16 protein-coding genes and 2 tRNA genes are annotated in these 15,806 nt (G+C 70.3%); 11 read left to right on the forward strand and 7 right to left on the reverse strand.

Translation table 11 applies throughout. From position 1 onward, the window contains the following. Positions 1–53: 53 nt before the first annotated feature. Complete coding sequence (gene pepN, locus ACFXJ5_RS36950) at positions 54–2,615, reverse strand: aminopeptidase N (protein ID WP_384641459.1); 2,562 nt, start codon at positions 2,613–2,615, stop codon at positions 54–56. Positions 2,616–2,715: 100 nt separating this feature from the next. Between pepN and ACFXJ5_RS36955 the strand changes: the two genes are divergently transcribed. The 4 genes from ACFXJ5_RS36955 (at position 2,716) to ACFXJ5_RS36970 (ending at position 4,860) form a co-directional block, all read left to right on the forward strand. After that, a complete protein-coding gene (locus tag ACFXJ5_RS36955) occupies positions 2,716–3,363 on the forward strand; it encodes a DsbA family protein (RefSeq protein WP_384641462.1) in 648 nt (215 codons plus the stop codon). Between the two features lie 109 nt (positions 3,364–3,472). Then, on the forward strand, positions 3,473–3,907 hold the full coding sequence (locus ACFXJ5_RS36960) for a hypothetical protein (RefSeq protein ID WP_384641465.1): 435 nt from the start codon (positions 3,473–3,475) through the stop codon (positions 3,905–3,907). A gap of 139 nt (positions 3,908–4,046) precedes the next feature. Beyond that, the gene (locus ACFXJ5_RS36965) at positions 4,047–4,634 is read left to right on the forward strand and encodes a biotin transporter BioY (RefSeq protein WP_384641467.1); all 588 of its coding nucleotides are present in this window, start codon (positions 4,047–4,049) and stop codon (positions 4,632–4,634) included. 4 nt (positions 4,635–4,638) lie between these two features. Continuing rightward, a complete protein-coding gene (locus ACFXJ5_RS36970; RefSeq protein ID WP_384641470.1) occupies positions 4,639–4,860 on the forward strand; it encodes a hypothetical protein in 222 nt (73 codons plus the stop codon). Here ACFXJ5_RS36970 and ACFXJ5_RS36975 read toward each other — a convergent pair. After that, positions 4,824–6,284 carry an amino acid permease gene (locus ACFXJ5_RS36975; protein WP_384641473.1) on the reverse strand — a complete coding sequence of 487 codons (1,461 nt, stop codon included), beginning with the start codon at positions 6,282–6,284 and terminating at the stop codon, positions 4,824–4,826. The two genes, ACFXJ5_RS36970 and ACFXJ5_RS36975, sit on opposite strands and share 37 nt — an antisense overlap. Positions 6,285–6,433: 149 nt before the next feature. Here ACFXJ5_RS36975 and ACFXJ5_RS36980 point away from each other — a divergent pair, with 149 nt between their 5' ends. Continuing rightward, positions 6,434–6,922, forward strand: coding sequence for a ribose-5-phosphate isomerase (locus tag ACFXJ5_RS36980; RefSeq protein WP_384641476.1), 489 nt, complete (start codon positions 6,434–6,436; stop codon positions 6,920–6,922). A gap of 7 nt (positions 6,923–6,929) precedes the next feature. Beyond that, entirely contained in the window at positions 6,930–7,745 is an 816-nt protein-coding gene (locus ACFXJ5_RS36985) for an Fpg/Nei family DNA glycosylase (RefSeq protein WP_384641479.1), read from the forward strand. 15 nt (positions 7,746–7,760) lie between these two features. Here ACFXJ5_RS36985 and ACFXJ5_RS36990 read toward each other — a convergent pair whose 3' ends face one another. Continuing rightward, positions 7,761–8,987 (reverse strand): GNAT family N-acetyltransferase, encoded by a 1,227-nt coding sequence (locus ACFXJ5_RS36990; RefSeq protein ID WP_384641482.1) that lies wholly within the window; start codon positions 8,985–8,987, stop codon positions 7,761–7,763. A 107-nt stretch (positions 8,988–9,094) separates the two neighbouring features. On the opposite strand from ACFXJ5_RS36990, the gene ACFXJ5_RS36995 reads away from it, so the two are divergent. Further along, positions 9,095–10,237 (forward strand): PP2C family protein-serine/threonine phosphatase, encoded by a 1,143-nt coding sequence (locus ACFXJ5_RS36995; RefSeq protein ID WP_384641485.1) that lies wholly within the window; start codon positions 9,095–9,097, stop codon positions 10,235–10,237. Here ACFXJ5_RS36995 and ACFXJ5_RS37000 read toward each other — a convergent pair. Then, positions 10,218–11,393: an acyltransferase family protein gene (locus ACFXJ5_RS37000; RefSeq protein WP_384641488.1), complete on the reverse strand. Its 1,176-nt coding sequence runs from the start codon at positions 11,391–11,393 to the stop codon at positions 10,218–10,220. The genes ACFXJ5_RS36995 and ACFXJ5_RS37000 overlap by 20 nt on opposite strands. A gap of 335 nt (positions 11,394–11,728) precedes the next feature. On the opposite strand from ACFXJ5_RS37000, the gene ACFXJ5_RS37005 reads away from it, so the two are divergent. Further along, on the forward strand, positions 11,729–11,923 hold the full coding sequence (locus ACFXJ5_RS37005; protein ID WP_127357861.1) for a hypothetical protein: 195 nt from the start codon (positions 11,729–11,731) through the stop codon (positions 11,921–11,923). A 15-nt stretch (positions 11,924–11,938) separates the two neighbouring features. On the opposite strand, the gene ACFXJ5_RS37010 is transcribed toward ACFXJ5_RS37005, so the two are convergent. Further along, positions 11,939–12,961: an asparaginase gene (locus tag ACFXJ5_RS37010; protein ID WP_384641491.1), complete on the reverse strand. Its 1,023-nt coding sequence runs from the start codon at positions 12,959–12,961 to the stop codon at positions 11,939–11,941. A gap of 118 nt (positions 12,962–13,079) precedes the next feature. On the opposite strand from ACFXJ5_RS37010, the gene ACFXJ5_RS37015 reads away from it, so the two are divergent. After that, positions 13,080–13,532, forward strand: a complete 453-nt coding sequence (locus ACFXJ5_RS37015) for an Lrp/AsnC family transcriptional regulator (RefSeq protein ID WP_384641494.1) — start codon at positions 13,080–13,082, stop codon at positions 13,530–13,532. Positions 13,533–13,539: 7 nt separating this feature from the next. Here the strand turns inward: ACFXJ5_RS37015 and ACFXJ5_RS37020 are convergent, their stop codons facing one another. Both ACFXJ5_RS37020 and ACFXJ5_RS37025 read right to left on the reverse strand, forming a co-directional pair. Next, positions 13,540–13,902, reverse strand: a complete 363-nt coding sequence (locus ACFXJ5_RS37020; protein ID WP_384641496.1) for an arsenate reductase family protein — start codon at positions 13,900–13,902, stop codon at positions 13,540–13,542. 88 nt (positions 13,903–13,990) lie between these two features. Beyond that, a tRNA-Gly gene (locus ACFXJ5_RS37025) sits at positions 13,991–14,061 on the reverse strand. 113 nt (positions 14,062–14,174) lie between these two features. Between ACFXJ5_RS37025 and ACFXJ5_RS37030 the strand changes: the two genes are divergently transcribed. Together ACFXJ5_RS37030 and tig are read left to right on the forward strand one after the other, a co-directional pair. After that, positions 14,175–14,251 (forward strand) — tRNA-Pro (locus tag ACFXJ5_RS37030). A gap of 134 nt (positions 14,252–14,385) precedes the next feature. After that, complete coding sequence (tig, locus tag ACFXJ5_RS37035) at positions 14,386–15,768, forward strand: trigger factor (protein WP_384641499.1); 1,383 nt, start codon at positions 14,386–14,388, stop codon at positions 15,766–15,768. Positions 15,769–15,806 lie beyond the last annotated feature (38 nt).

Genomic DNA, 15,806 nt, shown 5'->3' on the forward strand with positions numbered 1-15,806 from the left:
GCGCTCAACAGAGCGCCCGCCCCGGGCTGTTCGTGCCAGGTTCGTGCCCGGCCCTACGCCGCCGCGTCCCGATCCTGCGCGCGCAGCGCCCGCGCCAGGTCGTCGCGGGACTCCGCGACGAGCCGCCGGAGCGCGGGCGGCGCGTCGGCGTGCTGCGCGAGCCACGCGTCGGCCGCGTCGAGGGTCTCCTGACGGGCCTGGAGGATCGGGAAGAGCCCGCGGACGACGGCCATGGCGATCTCGATGCTCCGCTCGGCCCAGACCCGCTCGATCACGGCGAAGTACTTGTCCGCGTACGGCGCGAGCAGCTCCCGCTGGCCGGGCTGGTCGAAGCCGGCGATGGTCGCCTCGACCAGGGCGTTGGACAGGGCGTCGGACTCGACGACCGACGCCCAGGCCTGCGCCTTGACCGCCGCCGAGGGCCGGGCCGCGAGGCAGCGCACCTGGTGGCGCTTGCCGGAGGCGGTGGCGTCGCGGGCCAGTTCGTCGGCGATGGCGTCCTCCTGGACGGCGCCTTCGGAGGCCAACGTTTCCAGGAAGGTCCAGCGCAGCTCCTGGTCCACGTCCAGGCCGTCGATCTTCTCGGTGCCGTCCAACAGCCTGGACAGCAGCCGCAGTTCGTCCTGCGACCCGGCCACCGAGGCGAAGAACCGCACCCACGCCAGCTGGTGCCCGCTGCCGGGCTCGGCCCGCCGCAGCTCGCGCAGCGCGCCCTCGGCCAGGGCCCGGCGGCCCTCCGGACGCCGGTCGGGGGCGGTGTAGTGGTGCAGGGCGGTGTTCGCCTGCTGGTGCAGGGACTGCAGCACGCCGATGTCGGTCTCGGACCCCGCGAAGCGCAGCACCAGGCCGATGTACTCGTGGGCGGGCAGCAGCGCGTCGCGCGTCATGTTCCACACCGCCGACCAGCACAGGGCGCGGGCCAGCGGGTCGGTGACCTCGCCGAGGTGCCCCAGCACGGTCTCCAGCGACGTCGCGTCGAAGCGGGCCTTGCAGTAGGTCAGGTCCTCGTCGTTGACCAGCACCAGGTCGGGCCGCTCGGCCCCGGCCAGCTCCCCGATGACCGTACGCGGCCCGGCCACATCGGCCTCCGCCCGCGCGTACCGCTCCACCGTGCCCGCGTCGGTGCGCCGGTAGAGGCCGATCGCCACCCGGTGCGGCCGCAGCTCGGGGTGCGAGGGCGCCGCCTCCTGGAGGACCGCCAGCTCCCGCACCGGGCCCTGCTCGTCGTACGACACCTCCGGCGTCAGCGAGTTGACGCCCGCCGTCTGCAGCCAGGCCCGCGACCACTCGGCCATGTCCCGGCCCGACGTCTCGGCCAGCACCGACAGCAGGTCGCCGAGCTCGGTGTTCCCGTAGGCGTGCCGCTTGAAGTAGCGGCGGGCGCCCTCCAGGAAGGCGTCCCGGCCGACGTACGCGACCAGCTGCTTGAGCACCGACGCGCCCTTGGCGTACGTGATGCCATCGAAGTTGAGCTTGGCGTCCTGCAGGTCACGGATGTCGGCGGTGACCGGGTGGGTGGACGGCAGCTGGTCGGCCCGGTAGGCCCAGGCCTTGCGGCGGTTGGCGAAGGTGATCCAGCCGTCGGTGAAGCGGGTGGCCTCGACGAGCGAGAAGGCGCCCATGAAGTCCGCGAAGGACTCCTTCAGCCACAGGTCGTCCCACCAGCGCATCGTCACCAGGTCGCCGAACCACATGTGCGCCATCTCGTGCAGGATGACGTTCGCCCGGCCCTCGTACGAGGCCCGCGTCACCTTGCCCCGGAAGACGAACTCCTCCCGGAAGGTCACCAGGCCAGGGTTCTCCATCGCGCCGATGTTGTACTCCGGCACGAAGGCCTGGTCGTACTTCCCGAAGGGATACGGGTAGTCGAAGTGCTCGTGGAAGAAGTCCAGGCCCTGCTTGGTGACGGTGAAGATGTCCTCCGCGTCGAAATGCCTGGCCAGGCCCTTGCGGCACAGCGCGCCCAGCGGGATCTCCAGGTCGCCGCGCCGATAGGTGTCGGTGACGTGGTGGTACGGGCCGGCGACGACGCACGTGATGTACGTCGAGATCGGCTCGGTCTCGGCGAACCGCCGGACCCCGCCGTCGTCACCGTCCTCACGGGACTCCTCGGCGCCGTTGCTCCACACCGTCCAGCCCACGGGGGCCGTCACCGTGAAGCGGTACGGCGCCTTGAGGTCCGGCTGCTCGAAGTTCGCGAAGACCCGGCGGGCGTCGGCCGGCTCGTACTGCGTATAGAGGTAGACCTCGCCGTCCTCGGGGTCGGTGAAGCGGTGCATGCCTTCACCGGTGCGGCTGTAGGCGCACCGGGCGTCGACGACCAGCTCGTTCACCGCTTCGAGGTCCACCAGCGCGATCCGCGTCCCGTCGAAGACCGCCGCCGGGTCCAGCTCGCGCCCGTTGAGGACCACCGACTCCACGGACGGCGCGACGAGGTCCACGAAGGTGGCCGACCCCGGCTCGGCGGCCCGGAAGCGGATCGTGGTCACGGACCGGAAGGTGCTCTCCTCGGGGCGGACCGCCGACCGCAGGTCGAGCGCGACGTCGTAACCGTCCACCGACAGCAGGCCGGCCCGTTCGCGGGCCTCGTCTCGGGTCAGGTTTTCGCCGGGCACGGAGGACTCCTTTGGCTCGTCTTGTGGACGCTGGAATCTTCGCATGGGATTCCGCGTTTCCCCTCTTCGGAGGAAAGCCATCCCCTTCTTAGGAGAAGACGTGCCCGAGACGACGAACGACGCGACGAAGACGCCCGTGGATTTCTGGTTCGACCCGCTGTGTCCCTGGGCCTGGATGACCTCCCGCTGGATGCTGGAAGTCGAGAAGGTCCGCCCGGTCGAGGTCCGCTGGCATGTCATGAGCCTCGCCGTTCTGAACGAACCCCGCCTCGATGAGATGCCGGAGCAGTACCGCGAGCTCATGAAGACCGCCTGGGGCCCGGTCCGCGTCTGCATCGCCGCCGAGCAGAAGCACGGCAGCGAGGTTCTCGGCGCCCTCTACACCGCGCTCGGCACCCGCTTCCACAACAAGGGTCTCGAGAAGGACCACGACACCATCGTCGCCGCCCTGGAGGAGGCCGGACTCCCCGCCGACCTCGCCGCCTTCGCCCAGTCCGACGTCTACGACGCCGAGTTGCGCGCCTCCCACCAGGAGGGCATCGACAAGGTCGGCCAGGACGTCGGCACCCCCGTCATCGCCGTCCCCGGCGCCGACGGCGAGCAGATCGCCTTCTTCGGCCCCGTCGTCACCCCCGCCCCCAAGGGCGAGGACGCCGCCAAGCTCTGGGACGGCACCCTGCTCGTCGCCTCCATCCCCGGCTTCTACGAGATCAAGCGCACCCGCACGGTCGGCCCGATCTTCGACTGACCGCGCTGCACCTGTTGCTGACCGCGCTGACCGGTCGCTGGCCGCCGGTGTCGGTGGGCTGTAGGCGCGCGGTAGGTGTCCTGTCAGCGGTGCCCGGCACTGTCGGCCCATGGACACCACGGGGCTGACCTCATTCATACGGTTCGTCGTCTGCGGCGGAGGGCTGGGGCTGCTGTCCAGCGGGTCGATGCTGCTGCTGGCAGGGCCGATTCCCTTCGCCGTGGCCAACGCGCTGGTGACGGTCGTGTCGACCGTGCTGGCGACGGAGCTGCACAGCCGGTTCACGTTCGGCGGCGGGGAACGGGCGAGCTGGCGGGTGCATGTGAAGTCCGGGCTGACGCTGGCGGTCGCGTACCTGTTCACGACGGGCGCGATGCTGGTGCTGCACGTGGTGCGCCCCGACGCCGGGCGGTGGTGGGAGCAGGCGGTGTATCTCGGGGCGTCGGGGCTGGCGGGGCTCGGGCGGTTCGCGGTGCTACGGCTGGTGGTGTTCGCGCGGGATTGGAAGGTTCCCACAGTGTCCGTGGTGATGAGCGTCACGTGACCTGCTGAAACTGTCCGGAAGTCACCAAGTGAGGGATCACCCCTTTGTGGACAGCCAACGATGATCGGTGCTCAGGCGCTGGGATAGCGTCGCGGTGAATCAAGCCATTGCGAGCCACGATCCACCCGGGGAGTCACCCATGAGCACCGCTGCCGCCGCCGTACGGCCCCACACCGTCCTGGCCGACCTGCTGCCCGTCTCCCGCGTACGGGACGCGGCCCTCGTCCTGGGCGGCGCGGCGCTGACCGGCCTCGCGGCGCAGCTCTCGGTCCCGGTGCCCGGCTCGCCCGTGCCGGTCACCGGACAGACCTTCGCGGCCCTGCTGGTCGGCACCGCGCTCGGCGCCCGGCGCGGCTTCCTGGCGCTGGCCCTGTACGCGGTGGCCGGGGTCGCCGGAGTGCCGTGGTTCGCGGACGGCTCGTCGGGCGCGTCCATGGCCAGCTTCGGCTACATCCTCGGCATGATGCTCGCCTCGGCGGCGGTCGGCGCCCTCGCCCAGCGCGGCGCCGACCGCAGCGTCTGGCGCATGGCCGGCGTCATGGTCGTCGGCAGCGCCATCACCTACGCGGTCGGCGTCCCCTACCTGGCCGCCGCCGCCCACCTCTCCCTCGGCCAGGCCGTCGCCCTCGGCCTCACCCCCTACCTCGTCGGCGACGCCCTCAAGGCGGTCCTGGCCATGGGCGCGCTCCCGACGGCCTGGAAGCTGGCCGGCCGCCGGGCCGGCTGACTCAGTGGCGACGCGGCTTGCGCGTCGCCAGCCAGGCGCCCACCGCACCGGCAGCGAGCAGCAGCCCGCCCGTCAGGCCCAGGACGGCGCGCAATGGCGGGCGCGGCAGCTCGGGTTCACCTCGGGCGGCAAGGCGTACCAGCTCAATATCTGGTACGCCGCCCAGGTCCGAGCCGCCGCGCTGCAGAACTACGCCGACGTGACGGAGTCGTTCGAACCCTTGTGAACGCGGCCCTTCAGCCGCTGGCGCAGCACCGCGATACCGACCACACCGAGCGCGACCAGCGTGGAGAGGACCACCTGGTCCCGGCCGCCGCCGGAACCGGTGTCGGTCAGCATGTAGCCGAGCACGAACACGATCAGCGCGATGGTCGCCCACGTCAGATACGGGAACAGCCACATCCGGACGATCAGCTTCTCCGGGGCCTCCGCCTGGATGATCCGGCGCATCCGCAGCTGCGAGAAGCAGATGACCAGCCATACGAACAGCGCGATCGCACCGGAGGAGTTGAGCAGGAAGAGGAAGACCGTGTCCGGGTAGGCGTAGTTGAAGTAGACCGCCACGAAGCCGAAGACCACCGACGCCAGGATCGCGGTCTGCGGTACGCCCTTGCGTGCCGTGCGCCCGAAGGCGGCCGGCGCGTCACCGCGGCGGCCGAGGGAGAAGGCCATGCGGGAGGCGGTGTAGAGACCGGAGTTGAGGCAGGACAGCACCGAGGTCAGGACGATGAAGTTCATGACCTGGCCGGCGTGCGGGATGCCGAGGGAGTCGAGCGCGGCGACGTAACTGCCGTCCTTGGTGATGGCCGCGGAGTTCCAGGGCAGCAGGGTCAGCACGATGAAGATCGAGCCGAGGTAGAAGACGGCGATCCGCCAGATCACGCTGTTGGTGGCCTTGGTGACCGCGCGCTGCGGGTCCTCGGACTCGCCGGCGGCGAGGGTGACGATCTCGCTGCCCATGAAGGAGAAGACGACCAGCAGCACACCGGTGAGGATCTTGCCGGGCCCGTTCGGCAGGAAGCCGCCGTGCGAGGTCAGGTTGGACAGCCCGGCCGTGTCGCTGTGCACACCGGGAAGGATCCCGAGGACCGCGAGGACGCCGACGCCGATGAAGGCGGCGATCGCGACGACCTTGATCCCGGCGAACCAGAACTCGAACTCACCGTACGAGGCGACCGACGCCAGGTTGGACGCGGTGAGCACCACCATGACGATCAGCGCCCACGCCCACTGCGGGACGGCCGGGATCCAGCCCTCCAGGATCTTGGCGCCGGCGGTGGCCTCGACGGCCAGCACCACGACCCAGAAGAACCAGTACAGCCAGCCGATCGAGAAGCCCGCCCAGCGGCCCAGCGCGCGGTCCGCGTACGCGGAGAAGGAGCCGGAGGTGGGGTTCGCGGCGGCCATCTCGCCGAGCATCCGCATCACGAGGACGACCAGCACACCGACGAGCGCGTACGACACGAGGATGCCGGGGCCCGCGGCCTGGATACCGGAGCCGGAGCCGACGAACAGGCCCGCGCCGATCACACCGCCGATGGCGATCATGGACAGATGGCGGTTCTTGAGCCCGGCCTGCAGGCCGGAACCGGAGGTGGCTCCGGTGGGGGGAGAGTCGGTCACGGGGAGGGTGAGGGGACGAGTGCTCATGGGGTCGCATCAAAACGGATGACAGGCGGATGGGGAACCTTTGAGTCCATTTCGTAGCTTTAAGCTCAAGTAACCCTCAGATTTCTCGACCGACCCGCGATCCCGCCCCGGATCCCGGATTCCGGTCCGGTCATGCCACACTCGTCCCTATGCGCGTGTACCTCGGCTCCGACCATGCCGGCTTCGAACTCAAGAACCATCTCGTCGAGTGGCTCACGGCCGGCGGCCATGAGCCCGTCGACTGCGGCCCGCACATCTACGACGCCCAGGACGACTACCCGGCGTTCTGCCTGCGGGCCGCCGAGCGCACCGCCGCCGACCCCGACAGCCTCGGCATCGTCATCGGCGGCTCCGGCAACGGCGAGGCCATCGCCGCCAACAAGGTCAAGGGCGTACGGGCCGCGCTGGCCTGGAGCGAGGAGACCGCGTCGCTCGGCCGCCAGCACAACAACGCGAACGTCATCAGCATCGGCGGCCGCATGCACACCGTCGACGAGGCCACCAAGTTCGTCGAGGTCTTCCTCGGCACCCCGTACTCCGGCGAGGAGCGCCACACCCGCCGCATCGAGATGCTCAACGCCTACGAGGCCACCGGCGCACTCCCGCCCATCCCGGCCCACCACCCTCAGCAGAGCTGACCCGGGCATGCCCGAAGGGCACACCATCCACCGGCTGGCCGCCGACCACTTCGCGAGGTTCGGCGGCCGGCCCGTACGCGCGAGCAGCCCGCAGGGCAAGTTCTCCGACGGCGCCGCGCTGATCGACGGTCAGGTCCTGGAGACGGCCGAAGCCCACGGCAAGCACCTCTTCCTCGGCTTCGCCGCGACCGGCTGGGTCCACATCCACCTCGGCCTCTTCGGCAAGGTCGGCTTCGGCGCGGGTCCCGCCGTCCCCGCGACCGACACCGTACGACTGCGCCTGGCCAACCCGGAGTCGTACGTCGACCTGCGCGGTCCGACCGCCTGCGAGCTGATCACCGACGCCGAGAAGCAGGCCGTACACGACCGCCTCGGCCCCGACCCGCTCCGCGCCCCAGCCGACACCGGCGACCGGGCCTGGGACCGGATCAGCCGCAGCCGCACCACGGTCGCGGCGCTGCTCATGGACCAGAAGATCATCGCCGGCGTCGGCAACGTCTACCGCGCCGAGGTCCTCTTCCGGCACGGCATCGACCCCTACCGCCCCGGCCGCGACCTCACCCGCACCGAATGGGACGCCCTCTGGGCCGACCTCGTCGACCTCATGCGCGAAGGCGTCCGCCACAATCGCATCGACACCGTCCGCCCCGAGCACACCCCCGAAGCCATGGGCCGCCCCCCACGCCTCGACGACCACGGCGGCGAGGTCTACGTCTACCGCCGCGCCGCCCTCCCCTGCCACATCTGCGCCACCGACATCCGTACCGCCGGCCTCGCCAACCGCAACCTCTTCTGGTGCCCTACGTGCCAAGGGCGCCCTTAGGGCCGGTCCTGCCGGCTAGAACCCGTGCGCGAGCCACGGCGCCACATCGCTCCGGAAGGCCACCGCGGCCTCCCTCAGCGCCCCGTCGCGCAGCTCCCGTACGCGCCCCGCCCCCGCCAGCGCCGACAGCGACACGCCGCCCAGGTATGCCGCCCCCAGCTCCCGCACCGACAGCGCCAGGTCCGCCGGGTCCCCCGTCCGCACGCACACCGCGCCCTTCGGGTCACCGGTGAGCCGCCAGCGCCCCTCGTTCCAGGGACAGAAGGAATCGGCCACGTCGAGGACGACATCGACCGGCGTCGCATAGGTCCGCGCCTCCAGTGCCGCCCCCACGTCCACGAGTCGCACGAACAGCCCCTCCGACGTGGTGACCCCGCAGCGCCGCACGTCGGAGACCAGGTGCAGCAGCGGATCGTCGGCCGGGCGGGTGGTGGCGACGACCTTCGTCATCAGGTCGATGCCGAACAGGAACCGCCACAGCGCGGCATAGCTGGCCGCGTCGACGGCGTCGAGGTCCCTGACGGTCACCGTGCCGTCGGGCCCGCGGTCGCTCCAGGCGAGCTTCGCCGCGTACCGCGCGTACCCCCGCACCTCGCCGTCGACCTCGGCGATCACGCACTGCCGGTCGCTCGCCCCGCCGCGCATCGCGACCGGGTCGAGCAGCGCCTGCCGTTCCCAGCCCGGCTGCCGGGCCAGCATGCCGGGCCGCGCGGCCACCACATGTGCGTAGACCGCCTCGCACGCCTCCAGACCCTCCTCCAGGCCGACGAAGCGCACCCGGACGTCCTCGATGCCCTCCGGCGCGGCCAGCCGGACCCGGGTGGTGTCGATGTCCAGCCGCACCCGCTCGCTGGCAGCGCCGTAGCCGAACCGGCCGTAGATCACCGGCTCGCTCGCCACCAGCACCGCCAGCGGCTCGCCCAGCTCGCGTACATCCTCCAACTGCCGCCGCATCATCGCGGTCAGCACGCCGCGCCGCCGGTGCGTGGGTTGGACGCTCACGCAGGTCACTCCGGCCGCCGGCACCAGTGCCCCACCCGGCACCGAGACCCGGAAGGAATACGCCCCGGCGCTGCCGACGATCTCGTCGCCGTCCCAGGCGGCCAGTGAGCGCCCGTCCTCGGTGACCGACTTGTCGAATGCCCGCTCCTCGGGTTGTACCGCGCCGCCGAAGGCACGGTCCGTCCTGTCGAACCAGTCGTCCCACTGCCCAGCCTCAAGTGCCCGTACCTCAAACGTCATTCACCTGGCTTAGCAGCCGCCCGGCCGCTCGCGCGACGGTATTTCCGGCTCCTTGGAAGGGCCGCGAATCGACGCATCGACGAATCGCTGGGTAGGGTCGCCGGGACATGGCACAGCGCGCCGCGGGGAACAGCCCGGTGGCCCGGTGGCGTAGGACGCTGCACCGGGCCCGAGTCGGCCTGCGCAAAACCGGCGTCGACTACTTCCGCGGCGAGGGTTCGGACTGGCTGGTGCTGTCCGTCCTGGTGCTCAGCGTGCCCGCCATCGCCTGGGCCACCGTGGCCAGCCCCGTCTGGTGCCCGCCCACCTCTCTCGTACTGCCGATCCTCATCGGCGGCCTGCTCCTGCGCCCCTCCAGCCTGCTGCTCCTGTACGGGGCTTCGGCCGCCGCCCTGGTAGTGGAATCGGCCGTTTTCCGCCCGTTCGCGAACGGGCTCGGCCCGGTCACCCCCGGCGTGGTCCTCGTGGTGAGCGCGGTCGCGTTCTCCGGGCTGCTGATCGCGCAGTTCCGCAGCCGGGTCGGCGTGCCGTGGCGGGGCGGCGGAACGATGCTGTTCGACCTGCGTGAACGCATCCGCGTACAGAGCAGGTTGCCCAAGCTGCCGCTGGGCTGGCACTCGGAGATGGCGCTGCGCCCGGCCGGCGGGCAGTCCTTCTCCGGCGACTTCGTGGTCGCCACCCGTACGTCCGGGGGCCGGGTCCTGGAGGCGGTGCTCACCGACGTCTCCGGCAAGGGGATGGACGCCGGCTCACGCGCGCTGCTGCTGTCCGGCGCCTTCGGCGGCCTGCTGGGCTCGCTCGCGCCGCACGCCTTCCTGACGGCCGCCAACGGCTATCTGCTCCGGCAGAACTGGGACGAGGGCTTCGCCACCTCCGTCCACCTCGTCCTGGACCTGGAGTCCGGCGACTACGAGCTGCTGTCCGCCGGTCACCTGCCCGGCGTCCAGCTCAGCGCCGGCACCGGCCGCTGGGAGGAGAAGGCCGCCGAGGGCCCGCTGCTGGGGATCTACGACGGCGCCGAGTTCCACGGCGTCAAGGGCACCCTGCGCTCCGGCGACGTCCTGCTGCTGTTCACCGACGGCCTGGTGGAGGCCTCCGGCCGCGACATCGGCGAGGGCATCGACCGGCTCATCGGCGAGGCCGACCGCTACGTCGCGCAGGGCTTCCGCGGTGCGGCCTGGCAGCTCATCGAGGCCGTCGCGAAGAACGTCAACGACGACCGCGCGCTGCTCATCGTGTGCCGGGACTGACGTCCCGCCGACCGCCTCCCGGGCCGGCCTTGAACGCCCACTCCATCCTCGGCTCCACCACGAACCGGAACACCCGCCGCACCGGCGACGTACACAGCGCCGTCACCAGCGTCGCCGCGATGACCGTCACCGCGACCTCGCCCAGCGGACTGTGCAGCCACTGGTACGTGTCGAACCAGCCCTGGAAGTCCGCGATCTTGATCGCGAAGCCGTGCAGCAGATAGCCGTACAGCGTCCCCGCGCCCAGTGTGGTGAACCACATACGGCGGCGTGGCACCCAGGCGAAGAAGCAACCGGCGAGCAGCATCGAGCAGGCGAAGAGCACGATGACCGAGACCGGGCCCATCCACCAGGGCGCGCCCAGCGTCTGGGCACTGTCGCGGTGGTAGAGCCACCCCGGGACGTTGAGGGGCGCGGCCCAGTAGGCGAGCGCGGTCGCGGCGGCGATGACCGGCAGGGTGAGGATCCGTGCCTCGCGACGGCGCAGGATGTGAAAGTGCTCGGGCCTCATGCACAGCCCGGCGACGAAGAACGGCAGGAATTGCAGCACGCGTTGCAGCCCCAGGTCGTTGCCGGTGCCGGGGGAGGTGGCCGTGAGTGCCGCGATCACCAGCGCGAGCGGGACCGGCCAGCGTACGATCCGCCAGATCGGTGTGGTGACGCGCCAGATGAAGAGGGCGACCAGGAACCAGGTGACGAACCAGGGGTCGAGCAGGCTGATCGGGTAGTCGGGGGTGGTGTCGTCCGCCCAGCGCTTGAAGAGGGCGTAAACCACTTCGAAGAGGACATACGGGACGGCCACGCCGGCGACGAGACGCTTCACCCGGTCCGGCCGGGCGTCGAAACTCCGCGAGAAGTAGCCGGAGATGAGGATGAACGCCGGCATGTGGAAGGCGTAGACGACCGTGTAGAGGGCCTTGACCGTATGGCTGCGGCCGATCAGCGGCTCCCAGGCGTGGCCCATCGCGACGAACACGATGGCCAGGTACTTGGCGTTGTCGAAGAACGCGTCACGCCCCTTCGCGGCCGCCGGCGCGGCCTTCGCCTGCTGGCCGGGCGACTTCTGCGGAACCTCGGGGGCGTCCCGCTGCTCGGGCAGCGGGACGTGGTCGTACCTGTGGGGGGACAGTGTGTTCATGCGGGGGGGCGGGAACATCTGAGGCACCATACCGAGCGAGCGCTTCCTTCGTAAATTCCGCTGGGGAATCGGGATATCAGGCCGACTACCCGGGCATGCACTCCCCACACCCATGTCCGCTTGGGTGATAAATGTCCATTCATATAACGGTTGAACGGGGCATATCACCCCGCCTGTTGAGACCGGGTGAAGCTACTACGTGTGTTCCGCAAGGGGTTGGGAAATACTCAATTTCGAACGCGCCACGCAATTACGGAACCGCCCCCCGAGGGTGGCCGTGTCAGTGCTTGGTGGGACGATGGACGACGCTGAGGCGTTCTGACCGAGGATGCTGACCGAGGATGTGATCGGCTGTGGCCATCTCGCTGTCCGTAGTGCTGTTGTTGGCGATCATCCTGATCGTCCTGATAAGGGGCAAGACGCTCAAGGTCGGACCGGCCATCGTGGCCATCCTGTTCGGCTTCTTCCTCGCCTCCACAGGTATGGCGCCCTCGATCCAGAAGTTCCTCGACTCGCTGGCCGCCACCATCAACCAGATCAACCTCTGAGGCGGCTCAGGCGACTTACGCGGCCGCCGCGGCCTCGCGCCCGGCGGTCGCGTCAACGACGCGGCGCAGGGCGGCGGTACGCCCCTCGGGGCTCTCCGCCGTCAGCAGCGCCGCCAGTACCGCGATCCGGGCCTGGCCCGCACGCAGTGTCCCGGCGAGCACCGCGCCCGCCTCGGCGAGGTCCACGGCCCCGCCGCCGGTGTACATCGCCGCGACCGGGCCGGCCGCAACCCGCGTGCTGAGCGCGACCAGTACGCCCGCGTCCACCGCGCGCCGGACCGCGTCCGCGAACCCGGGCGTCGCGTTGCCCGCGCCCGTGCCGACCAGCACGATGCCCTGCGCGCCGGCGCCCAGCGCGGCCTCGAAGAGCACCGGGTCGGCGTCGACGTGATGCATCACGACGTCCACGCGCGGCGTGCGGGCGCCCGCGTCGGGCAGCGGCAGCAGTGGCAGCGGCAGGGCCTCCGGGCGCGACCGCGGCCGCCCCCAGGCGATCTCGCCGAACTTGACCCGCCCCAGCGGCTGCCCCGACGGGTCGGCGAAGGCCTGCGCGTCCAGCGTGTGCGCCTTGAGGGTGCCCCGGGCCGCGTGCACAAAGCCGCCGAAGGTGATGACCACGCCGATGTCCCGGCCGGTCGCCGCCGTCAGCAGCGCGTCGTAGAGATTGCCCGCCGCGTCCCCGTCCACCGAGTCCAGCGGCAGCTGCGCGCCCGTGAACACCACCGGCCTGCGGTCGTCGTGGTGCAGGTCCAGCAGGAAGGCCGACTCCTCCATGGTGTCCGTGCCGTGCGTCACCACCACGCCGTCGACCGACGGGTCCGCCAGCACGTCGTGGACCGCACGCAGCAGTTCGAGCTGGTGCCCCGTCGTCAGCTGCGAGCTGTTGACCGTGAACAGGTCCCGGACGCTCACCTCCACGCCCTCCGGCAGCGCGCTCACCGCGAGCACCTCGCCTCCGGCGGCCTCCGCCGCGTAGCCGTTGCCCTGCCAGCGGCTGGCTATCGTCCCGCCGGTGCCGATCACGACGATGTGCTTCACGTTTCCCTCGCTCCCCAAGTGCGGTCGCAGCAATCCAGCGCAAGGATATGCGGAAAGCGAAGAAAGGTGCTGCCAATCAGGGCGCGTAGACCCGGAATATCTGATAGATACTGCCTCTATGGACGCGATTGACAGAAGAATCTTGCGTGAACTCCAGGCCGACGGCCGACTCACCAACCAGGAACTGGCCGCCCGCGTCGGCCTCACCCCGTCCCCCTGCCTGCGCCGCGTACGCCAGTTGGAGGACGACGGCGTCATCCGCGGCTACCGCGCCGTCGTCGACCCCGCCGCCCTCGGCCGCGGCTTCGAGGTCTTCGCCTCCGTGGAGGTCCACCGCGACCGCGACTCCGTCGCCGCCTTCGAGTCCGAGGTCCAGGCCGTCCCCGACATCGTCGAGGCCTACCGCCTGTACGGAGCCCCCGGCTCCCTCCTGCGCATCGCCGTCGCCGACAGCGACGCGTACGAGCGCTTCTGGACCGACAAGCTCATCGCCATGCCCGGCGTCAGCGACGTCAACTCCCAGATGATCATGAAGCGCATCAAGTCCCCCCAGGGTGTCCCCGTCGAGTGACCGCGCCCTATGACCGCCTCATCGCCTCCCGCACGGCCTCCTCGCTGCGGCCCACCACCGCCGACCCGTCGTCCGCCGTGATGATGGGCCGCTGGATCAGCTTCGGGTGCGCCGCCAGCGCCGCGATCCACCGCTCCCGCTCCACCGCCTCCCGTGGCCAGTCCCTGACCCCCAGCTCCTTGGCCACCGCCTCCTGCGTCCGCACGATGTCCCACGGCTCCAGCCCCAGCCGCCCCAGCACCGCCCTCAGCTCCTCCGCACTCGGCGGGTCCTCCAGATAGCGCCGCACCGTGTACTGCGCGCCCTCCTCGGCCAGCAGCTTCACCGCGGACCGGCACTTCGAGCAGGCCGGATTAACCCAGATCTCCATCCCCGCACCCTAGAACGCGCCGTCCACCCGAAAAACGACCGAGGCCCGCGTGAGGGATCAAACCCCCACCCGGGCCTCGGGCAGTCAGAGCGGGCGACGGGAATCGAACCCGCGTAGCTAGTTTGGAAGACTAGGGCTCTACCATTGAGCTACGCCCGCAACGGCCAGTCATTCTGGCACATCAGATCGTAGCGGATCGACCGGGTTCCCGGTGCCGCGGACATATGGGCAGCCAGGGTGTGCGGAGGCATGTACTCTACGTGTCGCACTGACGGGGTGTGGCGCAGCTTGGTAGCGCGTCCGCTTTGGGAGCGGAAGGTCGTCGGTTCGAATCCGGCCACCCCGACCATGTACGCATACGCAGTCCGAGCACAGACCGGAACCGCGCGATTGTGGTACCGGTAGGATGGGTCGTCGGCCCACCGGATGTCGGAACGGCAGCCGGAGCCCCCACTCAACGTAAAGCCCCAAGGAGACCCAACCGTGAAGAGCGCCGTCGAGACTCTGAACCCGACCCGGGTTCGACTCACTGTCGAGGTGCCCTTCGAGGAGCTCAAGCCCAGCCTCGACGCGGCGTACAAGAAGATCAACCAGCAGGTCACGGTGCCGGGCTTCCGCAAGGGCAAGATCCCTGCGCGCGTCATCGACCAGCGGTTCGGCCGTGGCGCGGTCCTCGAAGAGGCCATCAACGACGCGCTGCCGAAGTTCTACACGGAGGCGGTCAACGAGGGTGAGCTGAACGTCCTCGGCCAGCCCGAGGTGGACATCACCGAGTTCAACGACGGTGACGAGCTCAAGTTCACCGCCGAGGTGGACATCCGACCGTCGATCGAGATCCCGGACTACTCGGGCATCGAGGTCACCGTGGACGCCATCGAGGTGTCGGACGAGGACGTCGACAAGTCCCTGGAGCAGCTCCGCGAGCGCTTCGCCTCCACCACTCCGGTCGAGCGCCCCGCCGCCGAGGGCGACGTCGTCGTCATCGACCTCGAGGCCTCGGTCAACGGTGAGGTCCTGGAGGACGGTGTCGCCAAGGGCGTCAGCTACACCATCGGCTCCGGCGAACTCCTCGACGGCATCGACGAGGCCGTCACCGGCCTGGAGGCCGGCGGCACCGCCACCTTCACCTCCGAGCTCAAGGGCGGCTCCGCGGCCGGCCAGGAGGCCTCGGTCAAGGTCGACGTCACCGCCGTCCAGGCCCGCGAGCTGCCCGAACTGGACGACGACTTCGCCCAGCTGGCGAGCGAGTTCGACACCCTCGAGGAGCTGCGCGCGGACAGCGTCAAGCGCCTTGAGCGGATCAAGCAGTACGACCAGGCCACCCAGGCCCAGGAGAAGGTGCTCGACGCCCTCCTGGAGCTGACCGAGGTCCCGCTGCCGGAGAAGCTCCTCAAGGACGAGATCGAGACCCGTACGCACAACCTGGAGCACCACCAGTTCGAGTCCCTCGGCCTGACCTGGGAGAGCTACCTGGAGCGCGAGGGCAAGACCCGCGAGGAGTACGACGCCGAGCTCGAGGAGCAGGCGAAGAAGGGCATCAAGACCCAGTTCGTGCTCGACGAACTGGTCAACAAGGAGAAGCTGTCGGTCAACCAGGAGGAGCTCACCGAGCACCTCATGCGCCGCGCCGCCTCCTCCGGCATGAGCCCCGACCAGTTCGCCCAGGCCGTCGTCGAAGGCGGCCAGGTGCCGCTGCTCGTCGGCGAGGTCGCCCGTGGCAAGGCGCTGGCCGTGGTCGTCGAGGCCGCCAAGGTCGTCGACACCAACGGTGAGGTCGTCGACCTGGACGACGACGAGGACGAGACCGCCGAGACGGTCGAGGCCGGCGCCGAGGCGGAGTCCGCCGAAGAGCCCACCGAGGCCTGAGTAATCGCCCGTCGGGCCCGGACGCCGCACACCTGCGG

The sequence above is a fragment of the Streptomyces sp. NPDC059373 genome (genome assembly GCF_042751495.1).
Taxonomy (GTDB): Bacteria; Actinomycetota; Actinomycetes; order Streptomycetales; family Streptomycetaceae; genus Actinacidiphila.

What these genes read in the sequence shown, in the direction of transcription:
- ACFXJ5_RS36985 (WP_384641479.1), top strand. Translation starts at nt 6,930, where the DNA reads ATGCCCGAAGGGCACACCATCCACCGGCTGGCCGCCGACCACTTCGCG.
- ACFXJ5_RS36975 (WP_384641473.1), bottom strand. Translation starts at nt 6,284, where the DNA reads ATGAGCACTCGTCCCCTCACCCTCCCCGTGACCGACTCTCCCCCCACC.
- ACFXJ5_RS36965 (WP_384641467.1), top strand. Translation starts at nt 4,047, where the DNA reads ATGAGCACCGCTGCCGCCGCCGTACGGCCCCACACCGTCCTGGCCGAC.
- ACFXJ5_RS37020 (WP_384641496.1), bottom strand. Translation starts at nt 13,902, where the DNA reads ATGGAGATCTGGGTTAATCCGGCCTGCTCGAAGTGCCGGTCCGCGGTG.
- ACFXJ5_RS36960 (WP_384641465.1), top strand. Translation starts at nt 3,473, where the DNA reads ATGGACACCACGGGGCTGACCTCATTCATACGGTTCGTCGTCTGCGGC.
- ACFXJ5_RS37015 (WP_384641494.1), top strand. Translation starts at nt 13,080, where the DNA reads ATGGACGCGATTGACAGAAGAATCTTGCGTGAACTCCAGGCCGACGGC.
- ACFXJ5_RS36980 (WP_384641476.1), top strand. Translation starts at nt 6,434, where the DNA reads ATGCGCGTGTACCTCGGCTCCGACCATGCCGGCTTCGAACTCAAGAAC.
- ACFXJ5_RS36995 (WP_384641485.1), top strand. Translation starts at nt 9,095, where the DNA reads ATGGCACAGCGCGCCGCGGGGAACAGCCCGGTGGCCCGGTGGCGTAGG.
- ACFXJ5_RS37000 (WP_384641488.1), bottom strand. Translation starts at nt 11,393, where the DNA reads ATGTTCCCGCCCCCCCGCATGAACACACTGTCCCCCCACAGGTACGAC.
- ACFXJ5_RS36990 (WP_384641482.1), bottom strand. Translation starts at nt 8,987, where the DNA reads ATGACGTTTGAGGTACGGGCACTTGAGGCTGGGCAGTGGGACGACTGG.